This window comes from Halorubrum distributum JCM 13561, assembly GCF_000337395.1.
In the GTDB taxonomy this organism is placed as follows: domain Archaea; phylum Halobacteriota; class Halobacteria; order Halobacteriales; family Haloferacaceae; genus Halorubrum; species Halorubrum distributum.
The window spans coordinates 24156-38009 of sequence record NZ_AOJF01000025.1 but is presented as its reverse complement, the minus strand read 5'-3'; the positions used below and the strand labels follow the sequence as shown (position 1 = coordinate 38009).

At 63.2% G+C, this 13854-nt stretch carries 19 protein-coding genes and 1 tRNA gene; 1 reads left to right on the top strand and 19 read right to left on the bottom strand.

The window, feature by feature from the left end:
• Positions 1-155: 155 nt before the first annotated feature.
• The 19 genes from C470_RS15555 to C470_RS03535 form a co-directional block, all read right to left on the bottom strand.
• Positions 156-695 (bottom strand): hypothetical protein, encoded by a 540-nt coding sequence (locus C470_RS15555; RefSeq protein ID WP_152418629.1) that lies wholly within the window; start codon positions 693-695, stop codon positions 156-158.
• 90 nt (positions 696-785) lie between these two features.
• Positions 786-2315, bottom strand: a complete 1530-nt coding sequence (locus C470_RS15550) for a hypothetical protein (protein ID WP_152418628.1) — start codon at positions 2313-2315, stop codon at positions 786-788.
• 143 nt (positions 2316-2458) lie between these two features.
• A complete protein-coding gene (locus tag C470_RS03605; protein ID WP_008365322.1) occupies positions 2459-2782 on the bottom strand; it encodes a hypothetical protein in 324 nt (107 codons plus the stop codon).
• Positions 2782-3138 (bottom strand): hypothetical protein, encoded by a 357-nt coding sequence (locus tag C470_RS03600; RefSeq protein ID WP_049908567.1) that lies wholly within the window; start codon positions 3136-3138, stop codon positions 2782-2784. Before C470_RS03600 ends, C470_RS03605 begins: the two co-directional genes overlap by 1 nt.
• A 202-nt stretch (positions 3139-3340) precedes the next feature.
• On the bottom strand, positions 3341-3853 hold the full coding sequence (locus C470_RS15545; RefSeq protein WP_152418627.1) for a hypothetical protein: 513 nt from the start codon (positions 3851-3853) through the stop codon (positions 3341-3343).
• A gap of 62 nt (positions 3854-3915) precedes the next feature.
• Positions 3916-5559, bottom strand: coding sequence for a DNA cytosine methyltransferase (locus tag C470_RS03595; protein ID WP_239638552.1), 1644 nt, complete (start codon positions 5557-5559; stop codon positions 3916-3918).
• A gap of 46 nt (positions 5560-5605) precedes the next feature.
• Complete coding sequence (locus C470_RS03590) at positions 5606-5917, bottom strand: hypothetical protein (protein WP_008365316.1); 312 nt, start codon at positions 5915-5917, stop codon at positions 5606-5608.
• Positions 5910-6287 carry a hypothetical protein gene (locus C470_RS03585; RefSeq protein WP_008365313.1) on the bottom strand — a complete coding sequence of 126 codons (378 nt, stop codon included), beginning with the start codon at positions 6285-6287 and terminating at the stop codon, positions 5910-5912. The genes C470_RS03590 and C470_RS03585 overlap by 8 nt, the downstream gene beginning before the upstream one ends.
• Positions 6280-6639 (bottom strand): HNH endonuclease, encoded by a 360-nt coding sequence (locus C470_RS03580; protein WP_008365311.1) that lies wholly within the window; start codon positions 6637-6639, stop codon positions 6280-6282. The genes C470_RS03585 and C470_RS03580 overlap by 8 nt, the downstream gene beginning before the upstream one ends.
• Entirely contained in the window at positions 6639-7061 is a 423-nt protein-coding gene (locus C470_RS03575; RefSeq protein WP_049908565.1) for a hypothetical protein, read from the bottom strand. Before C470_RS03575 ends, C470_RS03580 begins: the two co-directional genes overlap by 1 nt.
• Complete coding sequence (locus C470_RS03570; protein WP_008365307.1) at positions 7058-7285, bottom strand: hypothetical protein; 228 nt, start codon at positions 7283-7285, stop codon at positions 7058-7060. Before C470_RS03570 ends, C470_RS03575 begins: the two co-directional genes overlap by 4 nt.
• A complete protein-coding gene (locus C470_RS03565; RefSeq protein WP_008365305.1) occupies positions 7275-7730 on the bottom strand; it encodes a hypothetical protein in 456 nt (151 codons plus the stop codon). The genes C470_RS03570 and C470_RS03565 overlap by 11 nt, the downstream gene beginning before the upstream one ends.
• Positions 7727-8257, bottom strand: coding sequence for a hypothetical protein (locus tag C470_RS03560; protein ID WP_008365304.1), 531 nt, complete (start codon positions 8255-8257; stop codon positions 7727-7729). Before C470_RS03560 ends, C470_RS03565 begins: the two co-directional genes overlap by 4 nt.
• Complete coding sequence (locus C470_RS15915; protein ID WP_160162936.1) at positions 8250-8405, bottom strand: hypothetical protein; 156 nt, start codon at positions 8403-8405, stop codon at positions 8250-8252. The genes C470_RS03560 and C470_RS15915 overlap by 8 nt, the downstream gene beginning before the upstream one ends.
• A complete protein-coding gene (locus C470_RS03555) occupies positions 8398-8982 on the bottom strand; it encodes a molecular chaperone DnaJ (RefSeq protein ID WP_008365303.1) in 585 nt (194 codons plus the stop codon). The genes C470_RS15915 and C470_RS03555 overlap by 8 nt, the downstream gene beginning before the upstream one ends.
• A 259-nt stretch (positions 8983-9241) precedes the next feature.
• Positions 9242-9703, bottom strand: coding sequence for a hypothetical protein (locus C470_RS03550; RefSeq protein WP_008365302.1), 462 nt, complete (start codon positions 9701-9703; stop codon positions 9242-9244).
• 321 nt (positions 9704-10024) lie between these two features.
• Positions 10025-10199 (bottom strand) — tRNA-Trp (locus C470_RS03545).
• Positions 10200-10337: 138 nt separating this feature from the next.
• Entirely contained in the window at positions 10338-10562 is a 225-nt protein-coding gene (locus C470_RS03540) for a DUF5795 family protein (RefSeq protein WP_004596358.1), read from the bottom strand.
• A 108-nt stretch (positions 10563-10670) separates the two neighbouring features.
• Positions 10671-11687 carry a DUF5794 domain-containing protein gene (locus C470_RS03535; protein ID WP_007344516.1) on the bottom strand — a complete coding sequence of 339 codons (1017 nt, stop codon included), beginning with the start codon at positions 11685-11687 and terminating at the stop codon, positions 10671-10673.
• 523 nt (positions 11688-12210) lie between these two features.
• Between C470_RS03535 and guaB the strand changes: the two genes are divergently transcribed.
• Complete coding sequence (guaB, locus tag C470_RS03525) at positions 12211-13698, top strand: IMP dehydrogenase (RefSeq protein WP_008365300.1); 1488 nt, start codon at positions 12211-12213, stop codon at positions 13696-13698.
• The last annotated feature ends 156 nt before the right edge of the window (positions 13699-13854 follow it).

Sequence of the window (13854 nt, the reverse complement as noted above, 5' to 3'; positions counted from 1 at the left end):
CTGGGTCTATGTTGGCTACGTGTTAAAGTTACGTGGTAGATATTCCCCCCGTATTAAATGGGGTTTGAGAGGCTAACCACGGTGTTGGCATCTGTTCAACTACCGGCATCGGAACTGCGACTGACGCATCTGGATGGGTGTACCAGATTCGGATTTTATGATTCAAGCTCGTCAATCTTGGAATGGACCGCTCTTGTCACTGTGCGTTTGAATTTTGAAATCTCTCTGTTCACATCTTTTGGATGCGTAGTGTATATTTTCATTCTCTGTGAGCTATACCCGCCAGGTAGTAGTTCAATATTGAGCTCTTCCATCTTCCCGGTATCTTCCAATTCGTTCGGCAATGACATCGCATGTAGCTCCATCATATCTTTGATCCAATCACTCCAGACGACTTCTAATTGGATCTCTGTTGTCCCATTGCTCCCCCAAACAGCGCGTCTAATTTTGTACCGCCAGTTACTGTTTGGCTCATAGCAATTTATCTCGTGTATTCTCATTATGAGCTGAAAGAATTCGCCATCAGAATGGAACGAAATTGTAATTTCTTTATCCAGTAGCTCTTCACGAATTTGATCCTCTTGATCATACAAGCTTCTTGTAGTATTGCTTCTCCAGATGAGGAAGCTAAATACGGCACCGACACCGCTTATCCCTAGAATAAGTAGTGAAAGTAAAATCTGAACGGATGCCATTAGCGATATCAAATCAAATTCAGAATATAATAAATCATAGGGCGCTGAACTACCGTTACCATTCTCTACTCTCAAAAATGGCGGCACATACTACTCTGTCCACTGAACCGGATAATCACCCTCCTCTCCGTAGAACATCGCTTGTACCTCTACACTGCTTTCACGGGCTGATTCGGGTGCTCGGAATACCAACAATCCGCCAGTGTCGCTTCCCGGATATTCGGCACCTGAAACTGGTGAGGTGTAGTTTCGCTGGAATCCAGAACTGAACGGTTCAACGGTCCTACCATCAACGAGCAGCGAATAGTCCACGGTGTTGAGGATCTCCGACTCTGGGTCGACGTCTATCTCTACAATCACGAACGTCTCACCACTGCCTGCCGTTGCCGTTTGCTCACTCCCAAACTCGGTGTAACTCACCTCATCTGCGTAGATGGACCTATTTAGTGGCGTATTCACGACATAAGTCCCGCCGTCGTATGTCGTGAACTCTTCACCGAATTCGAGACTTACAGGCTCGACAACGTAGTTGATCGCCGTGCCCTCAGGAGCGATTTCGTAGTCTGGCTTGTTGAGCCCCTCCGGAGTGATCCCGAACTGAATTCGTTCCTCTTCGCCTGCCGCCACTTCGATGCTGTCCACTTTCGTCTCCTGTGGTCCGAAGCTGTTCAGGCTCTTGAGTAGCGCTGCTCGGTACGTCCCTGCCCCGTCACCCGTATTCTCAACTACGACTGAGACCGTCCCTTCTTGCCCTATCTCAATGCTCTCAGGAGATTCGACGGTTGTATCGAACGCCGCCCCCGGAACGTCTTCGAGCGACCAGATGACGTCGGGCGGCGTATCTGAATTCCAGTTCTTGATTATATTGTCATTGATACCGTCGCCTTCCGTTGTCTCAACGGCAAATACGACAGTCCCACTCTCTGATCCGGTCGAGTCTAACCGATCACGGTTGAACGGATTGTCGAGCTCGTTTATCTCTGAGAGATCAGTCTGTGTTGACAGCGCAAATCCATTCGACGACTCCGTCGACAGAGTTCCGTACGGTCTCCGATCTTCGTTGTATAGTTCAATCTCGGCTTCAACTAACGCGTAGATCCTACCGTCTTCTTCGGGCGTAACCAGTCTGATATCCTCCCCTGAGCCCTCCGTGAGGGTACTGACGAACCGCGGTGAGGAGAGAGAAATTCGGTATCCCCCATCACAGTTGAGCTCCTCTCCCATCTGAAGCTCGCGCGTCGTCACCACCACTGTGTGTGAGGCGTCGTGTTCCGTTAGCCGGAAAGGAATTTCAGCGGTCTTATCCGACCAATACGGGCCGATAGTCGCTGTTTTTGTCTGTGTGATCTGAACGTCTTCGACTGCTATCGATTCCGAACTCTGGAACAGTCCCTCCCCGATATCCAACCGGGCAGTGAACTCTCCGGTTTCTCCACCGGTATTCGTCACGCTCACTTCGAGATTGATCCCCTCGCATGTCTCTACCTCATCTGGTCCGGTTATCTCGATTTCTTCAAAATAGGGCGGACCGGACCTGACCACACCGCGAACCTGATTACATCCTGCGAGTCCCGCAGCTCCAGATACACCGAGAACCTGTAGGAGATTCCTTCTATTCACGAATCCTACACTTAATCGGGTGAATAAAAATAGTCCGACTCAGCTATCGATTTTGAGACGAGTGGCTTGGGGCCTCGTTTTGCTCCGAACGCTCAGAGCGGCGTAGCACGCGCCGAGAAATGGGTGCTATTCTGCGAGCGATGCTACACGCCCGCTGACTCTTTGAGCCTGCCGAGCGTCTGCTCGATGACCCAGTCGCCGACCGCCGACCAGATGGTGTCGGCGAACCTGCCGAGCTGCGAGGTCATGGCGCTCACGTTCGGGTCGACCCAGCCGAGCGCGATAGCGAGCCCGCCAACGACGAGAATCGCAATCCCGTAGGCTGCCCCCGACGAGACCGTGTCACCAATTATCTTCCCGATTTTGACGACCTTCAGGATGTAGAAGGCTCCTACGAACAGCATCGCGCCCATCAGTAGCTGTTGGCCGGCGCCGAGGGCGGACAGCGCGTCGAGGAGCCAGCTCATCAGTCGGACCCCTCGTCGTCATTCGAGAACCGGCCGCCGATGACGATCTGCGGCTGGTCATCGTCTGGAGCGTTGTTCGCGCGGTACTCGCGGACGAGCTGAATGAGCGCGTAGCCGCCGATGAGGACCGCGATCAGGAACGCGTCCGAGTTCACGAACTCGGTGAGGAGATCTCCCTCGCCGAGTCCCTGGAGCGCGACGACGCCGGCGATGCCGACAATCGCGATCCACCGGGCCGCAGTGAACTCGTCGGCCTGCCGGAGCAGGAACAGCGAGCCGACTGCGATGCCGGCGACGGCGATGATCGCACCGGCTTCGGAGCCGATACTGAACAGGCCCGCTTCGGCGGCCGCCACGGCGACAGCGGCACCGATAGCGCCCGTGAGAAGTCGGTTCTCCCCGACCGTCACGAGTCCGCTCCCGGCCGACGAAAGGCCGCTTTCGACGACGGACCCGAGCGTGTCACCGATACGCGGGACGCGGCCGACGAGCCCGCCAACACCCNATTGCTATCCAGCTAGACACGCCCGATACCATTCGTAGATAGATCAGTCATCATTAGTGCCGTTTGTCGTCTGTCTTTTCCTGCTGTTTTTTCAATTCAGCGTCCATCATAAGTAGTTCTACAAAGAAGTTCTCAACCACTTGTGGATCGGGACTTTCCACACTAAAATTGGCAATTGTCGGGTCTGTATCTGTCGTCGTTCTCAAATGTTTCACAGGGACTTCGTAGCCGTCTAAAACTGCCTGTGGACCTTCGTGATCCCAATAATTTCCCGGTAATGGCTGTATCTTGTACTGAACTACGACGGTTGTCTCGCCTGATATTCTACCTGTTAGAAATTTTTCTTTTCGATACCAAAATCCTGAATCCTCATGGAATCTCACCGTGTCTATCTTGATTCCCCATCTGTCCCCAATGTGCGTTCCCCCTTCGAGCCTCGACTTCAGGTAGGACTCACGTTCTCTTTGAGATTCGATACCGTTGATTCTTGACTGATAGGCGATGAAGGCGCTCAGAATAGCCGATGCGAGGACGAAGTATTCTGCGGGAATCGGAGGAAGATTCATCTGTAAACAAATATTCTACCAGATTAATAATTTGGTCGATGGAGGGCCTGCCAATGACCTACTCAGTCATCTCCAACTACTTCCTGCTCGGCGAACGTCTGGAGTGACGGCTCATTGCCGACGAGCAGCTGCTTCGTCAGTGCCTTCGCGAGGTTCACCGGCACTGCGTTCCCGATCTGCTTCGTCGTCTCGGTCTTGTTGCCGGCGAACTCGTAGTCCGACGGGAACCCCATCGCAGCCGCCAGTTCACGCGGCTGGAGCATCCGGTACCGGATGTCGAGCCCGTACGGGAACGCCTCCGGCAAGACCAGCGCGAAGCGGTCGCGCGTAGTCACCGTCGGCAGCGGTTCGTCGATTCTGTTTGAGGAGCCGTTCCCGTAGTACTCGACGAGGAACGGCGTCACGACATGGCCGTCTTGGTTCCGTGCCGTGACCGTGTGGAGCGGCCGCTCGTAGGGCTTGTACGTCGCGTTCGAGTGAAGCCCGCCCCGGGAGCCGTTCCGCGGAAGGATGAACGCTGTCGGGTTGTAGAGGCCGATAGCGCCACGTGTCGCGACGGTCGGAACCGTCTCGTCGAGGACGCTCCGGGCCGTCGCTCCGGACTGCTGTCCAAGCAGGTACGGCGTACAGAGTGCGTACTTCCCGCCCTGCGCCGTCACCGTGTCCATCGGCTCGTCTACCGGCTTCGCCGTCGACGTGCCGTAGTACTTCACGAGGAACGGCTCGCAGCGCTCTTCGGCGACCTCGTTGACCTCGTCGACATCGACGACGTCCTCTTGGAGTGCGGCGACATCTTCCTTCCCGAGCTCGGCGACGGCGTCGGCGAACGGTTCGAGCCGCTCGTCGCAGTGCTGCCGGATCCCCTCCGCGATCCGGCGCATCGTGTTGTTCACGAGTGGCCGGTCGCGCTTCCACAGGCTCTCGCCGGCGTCGGACCAGTCGATGACCTCCGCGGCCGGCCGCCAGTCAGGGAGCTCGTCGTCGGCGTCGCTGTGGGTCGGCTCGGGGAACGACGCCCGCCGGCCTCGACGGCCGACAACGAACAGCCGCTTCCGCGTAGTCGGGTCGCCGTAGTTTGCGGCGTTCAGTACCTGCCAGTCGACCGAGTAGCCTAGCGCGTGGAACGCGTTGATCCACGTCTCGAAGATCTCGCCGTTCCGCGTCGGCTGTCCCTCGTCGTCGATCGGTCCCCACGACTCGAGCTCGCGAACGTTCTCCAGCAGCACGTTCTTCGGGCGGAGCTTCTCGACCCAGTCGAGAACGTGCCACGGTGACGCGCGCTTCTGGTCGTTCACCGGCTTCCCGCCGCGAGCTACCGAGAAGTGTGTACACTCCGGCGACGCGATGAGCACGTCGACGCCGCCTTCCTCGACGACGTCGGGCGGGTGGAGTTCCTCCACCTTCGAGACGTGATGATCGCCGCTCGGGTGGTTCCGCTTGTGGGTCTCGATCGCGGTTTCCCAGTGGTTAACTGCGGTGACTTGGAGATCGAGGCCGAGGTCGTCGCACGCCTGCGAGAGGCCTTCGAGGGTCCCGCCGGCGCCGCAGAACAGGTCGACGGCTCGAACTGTGGGTTCCGCCAAAGAATTATCATCGGACGAGTAGTTCATCCGATTATGAATCCGTTCCAACTGCTGGGCGGTATCCTCGCCGGACTCGTAACTTTGGCCGTTCTCGCTCTCCTGCTTTGGTTCTTTGTTGGTCACTGGTTCCCGGCCTTCTCCGAGCTGATGATTGTCAGCTTCTAACGATTCAGACATTGTCGTCTCCATCCTCGAACGCTGGCGCAAGATCTTCCAGCTCCAGCTCATCGATGTCGATGTCGTTCACACTGAGGCTGTCTCCCTTCAGCGCCGCCGCGGCGAACCGTGCGAGTTGCTTTGCTCCCGTTTCCGTCCGCACCACGAGGTAGTGGAGGTCCGCCGGACCGCTGCTCTCTGATATGTCGACGCTCTCGTCGGTGGCGTAAACCCGAACGCCCGCGTCTGGTGTCCGATCGATAGCCGCGCAGTCTTCCGGATTCTCGGTTTCACTCATGGTCTTGGTGGTAGTCTCGTCAGTCATCGCTCTGTGCCCCCTCGAAGCTCGTCAGCCCTCGCTGCGGCGTCTCAATCGACTCGACACCATCGCCCCGTTCGAACAGCGTCACGCTCGATTTCGGCAGATAGCCACCCGCGCCGTCACGGTGTGGCTGCGCGAACTCCCACGCTTTCTCCGAGTAGTCGGTCGCGCCTCCGACCGCCAGGTGGTCAGACGCTTCGACCGTCTCGATGTCCTTGTCGTCCGCGTCGAGCAGCCATTCCGGCAACCACACCACGCAGTTGAACGCCTTCTCGCTGAAGATCGTCGCCACTCGCTGCTTGTCACGGTCGTTCGGGGCCGCTGCCGCCGCGATGTCCTCCCACGAGGTCACCACGTAGTAACGATCAGTCATCGGCCGGTACCTCCAGATCCCCACCCGCATCCGGGGTCGGCGTGTCCGACGCCGTCGACGCGTGCCGCCGAGCGTGTTCGCCGTGGTCGACGACTTCGATGTTTTCCGCCCGGTTGTCCCACTTCAGTCCGTTCTCGTGGTGAACGTCCGAGCCGTCGAGGTCTGCGAAGATCGCCCAGAGCGGTGTCGACGCCGCGTAGCACTCCACGACGGCCAGCAGCCGGTGGTGCGCCACGTAGACGTCCTCCTTCCCCTCGACGTCGGTCGACGGCCGGTTCTCGTACGACCGCCAGCGCTCGTATCCCGCGCCCGAGCCGCTGCCGGGCTTCGTCTCGAATCGCGCGTCCGGCATCACCGGTCACCCCCAGTGAACAGGTCCGCCGTCCGCTCGATCTTCCCCGGGACGTCCTCGAGCGCCTCGGCGAGCTCGTCCTCGGAGGTTCCGGCGGGCGCCTCAACGACGAGACTGATGTCGCCCCGCTCCGCGCTCGCCAGCATCCGGTCGCCCGAGATCTCGACGTTGAGCACGGTCGGCTGCTCCGGCGCCGCCTCCTGCGGCGTCTCGTCCGGAATTGCTCCGCCGTCGGTCTCCAGTTCCGGTTCGTATCTCTCCTCTTCCTGCCGTTGCTCGCGCTGTCGCTTGATCGCGATCAGAATCATTCCGATCCCGAAGGCGCCGATTCCGAGCCCAGCAGCAGGGTCGACGACTCCAGCACCAGCACCGGATGAGAAGCCGACTCCCATCGCCGCGAGTTCGTTGTTCGACAGCGTCATGCTTCCCTCCAGTAGTCGACCACGTGGCTCGCGTGCTTCTCGTCGTGCTCCCAGGGAGAGTCGTCGCCGACCTCCAGCAGCATCGTCGTCGTCTTCTCGCAGGTACAGCAGTACGCCGAGACAACTCGCCGTTCGTCGACGTCGACCTCGTAGGGCTCGGACTCGGAGGGCCCGCGCATGTCGACGTTCTCGGCCGCGCCGACCACGTGCTCGCTACGCGCCATCGGACTCACCTCCGTTGGCCTCGACGTCGTACTCTTGTCCCTTCTCGGGGAGCGCGACGTTCATCACGTACTCTTCGCCGTCTTCGGTCAGCGAGCCTCGCACCTCGACCCCGTGCGGCACCTGCTCGATGTCGACCTGCTCGCCAGCGAGGTAGACCGACCACTGAGTGAGGTCGGTCGAGTTCGTCATCGAGACTCTCCAGCCGAGCGCCGTCGCCCGCGACGACTCCGTGACCGGATCGTCGCTCTCAACGACGCACTCGGGACAGGTGAACAGGAACGTGTGCTCTCCGAACCGGACGTCGAGCTGCGAGCCGCAGTCCCCGCACGTCGCGTCGACGCGGTATCCGCGGAGGTAGGCCCGCTCGCCGGCGACCCACGCGTAGTAGTCCTCGTCGAACGGACATTCGTGCGGCCCGCTACGGGCGTCGTTGGTGGCGCTCATTCGCCTACCTCCGCGCCTGCCGCCGCCAACTCGTCGAGCCGGTCGCTCGGGTCGCCACCGTCCGTCGCCGCCTCCGACGACGTCGGCGACGCTTCGGGCGTCGGCGCCTGCTCGGGTGCGTTCAGCGGCTCGCCGTCTCGCCGCCCGACCACGAGCCAGACGCCGTCGTGTCCCCAATCCTTCCAGAGCAGGCTCTCGTTCACGAGCGGCTTGATCACCCGGGACCGAACCGCGGGCTTCGGGATGTTCAGCGCGTTCGCCAGCACCGACTCCGCGGTCCCGATCTCGATCCGGCCGCCGACGTCCGCCCAGTCGACGAGCTCCCAGTAGCCTTCCAGGGCCTTCGCCGGGACGTCGACCTCGGTCGGGTCCGTCTCCGCCTCGGTCTCGCTCGCGTCTGCGAGCCGGTCGAGCGCGTGCCGGAGCGCGGCCGCCATCGAGCCGTGCTCCTGCTCTGCGGCCTCCAGCGCTTCGAGCCGCTTCTCGTCGCGGATCGGCGCCTTCGCGACGCGTTCCTCGTCACTCATCGATCATCACCTCCTCGGCCGAGTACAGGACTCGGCACATCCAGCAGTAGTAGTCACCATCCGGCTCGCTGTCGCCGACCTCTTCGAGATCGTCGTTCGGGCACCGCCAATCGGGACAGGCGGCTGTCTTCGTCGCTGCCTCAACCATCGAGCATCACCTCCTCGGCCTCGACGACTCGCTGGAACTCGTCGGAGTCGCCTCCGTTGTCCGGGTGCGTCTCCGCCTTCCGAGCCCGAGCTGCGGACTCGACCACGTTCTCCGGTGCGTCCGGCGCGACGCCGAGGACCTCGTGCGCTGGTTGGCTCGTGGCAGTTCCTGCGACCGCGTCGTCGTCGGCGGGCGGGAGCCGGGCAGCCGCGAACTCGGAGTCGCCGGTCTGAACCGGCCGCTGGCTCCGCATCCGCGTCTCGTTGACCCACTTCAGGACGTACCGGACGTTGTCGCGGAGTCGCGGCGAGGCGTCGCACGCGACTGCGAACTGCTCGCCGTCGTCGACCCACCGCAGCACGAATCCCGGATCGTCCGGGTTGGCGTTGTGGAGCGGCAGGCCGTTCGACTTCGTGTGAGCGTTCGCGATCTCTCCGCGCCACTCGTCGACGTCCATCCGGCCCATCTCGGTCGTGAGTTCCTTCGTCGTCAAACCGAGCGTCGCCTCGAAGCTCCGGTTCCGCTCGCGGTCTCCGGCGGCCGTTCGCTCGAATCCGGCGGGCCAGTCGAGCGTCATGCCGCCACCCCGCTACGCCTGCGAGCAGCCGCGAGGCCGCATAATGCGCGCCGCCGCGCGCGCCGCGCTAAGTTCGCGCACCCACTCGCACCCACGCTACGAGGGCGCCGATTCTCGGACCCCCCCGTACCTCCGTACGGTTCGGCTGATTCGGAGGTAGAGGATTCAGAAGCATCGATGGTGGCGGAAAAGCACCCGTACGGGTGGGAAGTCCGACCGTACGGTTTGAACACTCCAGTTGATCCACTCGAAACGGAGGTCACCGTTCAACACCTCCGTCGGCCGCGACCGGCTGGCTCGCGTCGGCTTCGGCCCGCTCGGCCTCTGCGTCGTCGATCGAGAGCCACCACGGCGGCGAGAGGTGCGTCCGACCCGTGTCGAGGTCGGTGACACCGAGGTCGTCGAGCGTCCACCGCCGCCAGAGCAGCGCGACGTGAGCGCACCATCCGCGGAAGTGGTGGCCGTCACAGTCGCACTCGGCAACGAGATCCCCCTCGTAGACCGCGAACAGCACGCGGTGCTTCGAGAGCGCAGTCTCGTCGTCTTCGCGGCCGAGAAGGACGTCGAACTCCGCCGGGTTCACCGCGCCGACCTGCGACGGAGCGACCTGTGCGCGCCGCCAGCTCGTCGACGTGGTCCATCCGCTCGGGAACTGGAGCCGATCCGGCTCTCCGAGACGGTTCGCGATCTGCTCGCGGAGTTCGTCGACGCGATCAGACATCGGCGTCACCCCCGAACGAGCAGTTCGGACAGGTGTCGTACGGGATCGCGCTGCCGGGCTTCGAGGTCCGCGTGAGCTTCGTTCCGCACTCGGGGCAGAACCTCATGGCCGGCACACCCCGTCGTCGAGCGCGGCGCACCGCTGCTTGTACTCGGTGATGTAGCAACCGCAGAATTCGCAGATCTTCGGCTCGGAGTTTACCTCAGGTTCACAAAGGTTTAATTCTGGAGTGGGGCCGGAGGGNGGTGATGTAGCAACCGCAGAATTCGCAGATCTTCGGCTCGGAGTTTACCTCAGGTTCACAAAGGTTTAATTCTGGAGTGGGGCCGGAGGGATTTGAACCCCCGATCGACTGATATCTCCGGTGCGCCTCGGAACTCCAGAGGGTCGTCAACACGACCGATGATCAGTCGGCCGCTCGGTATATCAGTCTGGAGTGTCGTCCCGGGCGCAAGCCTCTGGAGTCAGTCGCCATGCCTGGCTTGGCCACAGCCCCGCGTGATCTCGCATCAGACCGTTGCCGAAACGCGGATAAAGGGGTTTCGATCGAGGGCGTTCGGGGGACGGCGACGTGCTCCCGGTCCCGCGAATATCGGTCCGCTCCGGCGGCGTGCGGAACGGACGGAGACCGGCGCTACTCCCGGTCGTCGGCGCTCCAGTCGCAGTCTTGGCATTTGTAGCCGGTGACGAACTCGGTCACGCTCGGCATGTACCCGACCGAGATGACGTCGCCGCCGCACTCCGGGCAGTCGCGGTCGGCGTCCGTGATCGACTCGGCCTCCAGCACCGACTCACCTTCGACCAGCTCTGCGAGCTTCTCGGGCGTCACCATCCGCCCCTGAACGACGCGGTTCGACATACCTGCCGTTCGGGGTCGAGTACCTAAACCCCGGCGACACGCGCGGGACGCGGACCGCCGACCGACGCGCGTCGAACGCGCCGGGGCCCGCGGTCGATTATCCCGGAACTACAGCCACGGCGCGCGGGAGTCGTCGTCCGTGAACGGGTCCGGGTCGTCGTCGGTCTCGCGCCCCTCGCCGCCGTTCGCGAGGACTGCGACGTCGTCGTCGACGATGGGGGAGGGCCCCTCTGGCGGCGCGTCGAGCGGGGGATCGCTCGGCGACTCCGCGGGCTCTTCGCCGCCGTCGGTCGGGTCCGCGTCCGACGCGTCCGCCCCGTCGACCGACTCGCCGTCGTCCGGCGCGTCGTCACCGGGCGCGTCACCGTCGGCGGCGCCCGCCACGCCGTCCGAGTTCGGGTCGTACGCGAACAGGGTCGTCACGGCGAGCACCGCGAGCGCGATGGGCGCGTCCGTCTGCATCAAGTCGAACGGGCCGAGCAGGATCGGCAGCGCGAGCACGCCCAGCGCGACCGCGGAGCCGAACCGGAACCGGTCGATGTCGACGCGACCGCGGAGGTGCGGCGACAGCAGCGCGATCGACAGCGCGAACCCGACGCCCACGGCGGCGGCCGCGGTCCCGTTGACCACGTACTCGGTCGAGGTCCGCAGCGCGAACCCCGACGGATCGAAGCTCGCGACGAGTCCGAGCCCGATGATCACGCCCGGGCTCGGCAGGTACTCGCCGACCTCCGAGCTGGCGGTCTTGGCGGCGACGGTCAGGATGACGAGCCCGGCGAACCGCTCGAAGACGGGGAGATCGAGGAGTCCTTGGAGCGTCGGCGCGAGTGCGGCCTCGACGGCGGCGATCGGGATGATCACTGCGCCGATCAGCAGGATCGAGGCCGCCATCTCCCGGCGGGAGCCGTCCATCTCCGCGAGGATCACCGCGGCGGTCGCGGAGCCGCCGAAGATGAGGATGCCGGTCTCGACGACGCCGGTGGCCGAGCCGAGGACGCCGGCGACAACGAGTGCGGGGAAGATGCCGTCGACGAGCGGCAGGGCCATGACGGTCGCGAGCAGCTTCGTCGCGCTCCCGACCTGCTGTTCGAGCCGCAGGGCGACCGGGTGACGTGACGTGCTCATTTAGGGACGATAGCCCTGACCGGCGGGGTGGCGGTGGGACGCGTGCGACTCGCGGTGGTCCGGGGACCGGCACGCGGAGTCCACGCCGCGGGGGGTCCGACGAGCCCATGTAAAGGGTTTGCGCGGATTGCCGGCTGTAAAGCGGACGCCGAGGTCGGCGTTCGGCTGGCCGGCGATGCGCGCGTTCACGGGACTGTCGGAGTCCATACCAGATATACGTGTTTCGGTCGCGTTAAAGGTTGTGTGAGACGTGTCCGCACGACACGAAGGATCGACGACGAACTCCGGACTTCGACGACGATACGTCGACGCTTTCCGATCTTCTCCGATCATCTCTCGGCTTTCGAGTTCACTCTCTCGGCTACCGGGGTCGGATGGAGGGCTCCGACCGAGGACGCTCGCGCGAGCGGGCTTGAGCAGATAAAAATCCACGATTGTGTATACAATACGAGTTCGGATGTGATCAACCACCACGTCCGTGCCGTCTCGCAACGCTTTTCATCGGCCGTTCATGACGGATTATATGGCGACAGATTCTGGCCGATTCTCGGCGAAGCTCGAGGTTCCGGAAGCGCTGACGTTCGACGACGTGCTGCTCCGCCCCAAGGAGAGCCGGGTCGAGCCCGACGACGCCGACCTGAGCACGCGGGTGTCGAGGAACGTCGAGCTCACCGTCCCCGTGCTGTCGGCGGCGATGGACACCGTCACCGAGAGCGACCTCGCGATCGCGATGGCCCGCGAAGGCGGCCTCGGCGTCCTCCACCGCAACATGACCGTCGAGGAGACGGCCGCCGAGGTCGAGCGCGTCAAGCGCGCCCACGAGCTCGTCATCCGCCGCGAGAACGTCGTCACCGTCTCGCCGGACGACACCGTCAGCGAGGCGGACGCCGTGATGGAGCGACAGGGCGTCTCCGGCGCCCCCGTCGTCGACGAGGGCGACGCCGTCCTCGGTATCATCTCCGGTACCGACATCCGCCCGTACCTCGAGGTCGGCGAGGAAGACGCCGTCCGCGAGGCGATGACCGACGAGGTCATCACCGCGCCGGAGGACGTCGGGGCGCGCGAGGCGCTCGAACTGATGTACGAGCACAAGATCGAGCGCGTCCCGGTCGTCGACGGCGACGACCGACTCGTCGGCCTCGTCACGATGCAGGGCATCCTCCAGCGCCGCGAGCACGAGGAGGCCGCCCGCGACGAGCGCGGCCGCCTGCTGGCCGGCGTCGCCGTCGGTCCCTTCGAGGAGGAGCGCGCCGTCGCGGCCGACGAGGCCGGCGTCGATATCATCTTCATCGACTGCGCGCACGCGCACAACCTCAACGTCTTGGACTCCGCCGAGGCGATCAAAGAGACCGTCGACGCCGACGTCGTCGTCGGCAACGTCGGGACGCGCGAGGCCGCCGAGGCCGCGGTGGACTTCGCCGATGGCCTGAAGGTCGGCATCGGCCCGGGGTCGATCTGTACCACGCGCGTGGTCAGCGGCGCGGGCATGCCCCAGATGACCGCGGTCGCCGAGGTCGCGGACGTCGCGAGCGACCACGGCGTGCCCGTCATCGCCGACGGGGGGATCCGCTACTCCGGCGACGCGATCAAGGCGCTCGCGGCGGGCGCGGACGCGGTGATGCTCGGCTCCTACTTCGCCGGCACCGACGAGGCGCCCGGCCGCGTCATCACGATGCAGGGCAAGAAGTACAAACAGTACCGCGGAATGGGCTCGGTCGGCGCGATGAAGTCCGGCGGCGGCGACCGCTACCTCAAGGAAGAGGACGAAGACGAGGAGTTCGTTCCCGAGGGCGTCGAGGCGGCGACCCCGTACAAGGGGAGCCTCGCCTCCGAGCTCCACCAGCTGACGGGCGGGATTCGCTCCGGGATGGGATACGTCGGCGCCGAGACCGTCCCCGACCTCCACGAGCGCGCGGAGTTCGTCCGCGTCTCCTCTGCGGGCCAAAGCGAGAGCCACCCGCACGACGTGATGATCACGGACGAGGCGCCCAACTACAGCCCGGACGAGTAGCACGGACGGATACCCCAGACGAGTAACCCGGACGAGTAACTCGAACGGCCGGTTCGGGCGGCCGCGATCGGACCCGACCCCCACGGCGCGACCGATCCCGCTGCGCGTCGAAGAGGTATTTTAATATAGCCAGCGGCGAGACGAAACGTGTGAGCG

Coding starts and splice junctions, on each gene's coding strand:
- C470_RS03585 (WP_008365313.1), bottom strand. CDS start 6,287: ATGACTGATCGTTACTACGTGGTGACCTCGTGGGAGGACATCGCGGCG.
- C470_RS15555 (WP_152418629.1), bottom strand. CDS start 695: ATGGCATCCGTTCAGATTTTACTTTCACTACTTATTCTAGGGATAAGC.
- C470_RS03555 (WP_008365303.1), bottom strand. CDS start 8,982: ATGACGCTCGACTGGCCCGCCGGATTCGAGCGAACGGCCGCCGGAGAC.
- C470_RS03565 (WP_008365305.1), bottom strand. CDS start 7,730: ATGAGCGCCACCAACGACGCCCGTAGCGGGCCGCACGAATGTCCGTTC.
- C470_RS03540 (WP_004596358.1), bottom strand. CDS start 10,562: ATGTCGAACCGCGTCGTTCAGGGGCGGATGGTGACGCCCGAGAAGCTC.
- guaB (WP_008365300.1), top strand. CDS start 12,211: ATGGCGACAGATTCTGGCCGATTCTCGGCGAAGCTCGAGGTTCCGGAA.
- C470_RS15545 (WP_152418627.1), bottom strand. CDS start 3,853: ATGAATCTTCCTCCGATTCCCGCAGAATACTTCGTCCTCGCATCGGCT.
- C470_RS03605 (WP_008365322.1), bottom strand. CDS start 2,782: ATGAGCTGGCTCCTCGACGCGCTGTCCGCCCTCGGCGCCGGCCAACAG.
- C470_RS03590 (WP_008365316.1), bottom strand. CDS start 5,917: ATGACTGACGAGACTACCACCAAGACCATGAGTGAAACCGAGAATCCG.
- C470_RS15915 (WP_160162936.1), bottom strand. CDS start 8,405: ATGGTTGAGGCAGCGACGAAGACAGCCGCCTGTCCCGATTGGCGGTGC.
- C470_RS03560 (WP_008365304.1), bottom strand. CDS start 8,257: ATGAGTGACGAGGAACGCGTCGCGAAGGCGCCGATCCGCGACGAGAAG.
- C470_RS03575 (WP_049908565.1), bottom strand. CDS start 7,061: ATGACGCTGTCGAACAACGAACTCGCGGCGATGGGAGTCGGCTTCTCA.
- C470_RS03550 (WP_008365302.1), bottom strand. CDS start 9,703: ATGTCTGATCGCGTCGACGAACTCCGCGAGCAGATCGCGAACCGTCTC.
- C470_RS03535 (WP_007344516.1), bottom strand. CDS start 11,687: ATGAGCACGTCACGTCACCCGGTCGCCCTGCGGCTCGAACAGCAGGTC.
- C470_RS03570 (WP_008365307.1), bottom strand. CDS start 7,285: ATGGCGCGTAGCGAGCACGTGGTCGGCGCGGCCGAGAACGTCGACATG.
- C470_RS03580 (WP_008365311.1), bottom strand. CDS start 6,639: ATGCCGGACGCGCGATTCGAGACGAAGCCCGGCAGCGGCTCGGGCGCG.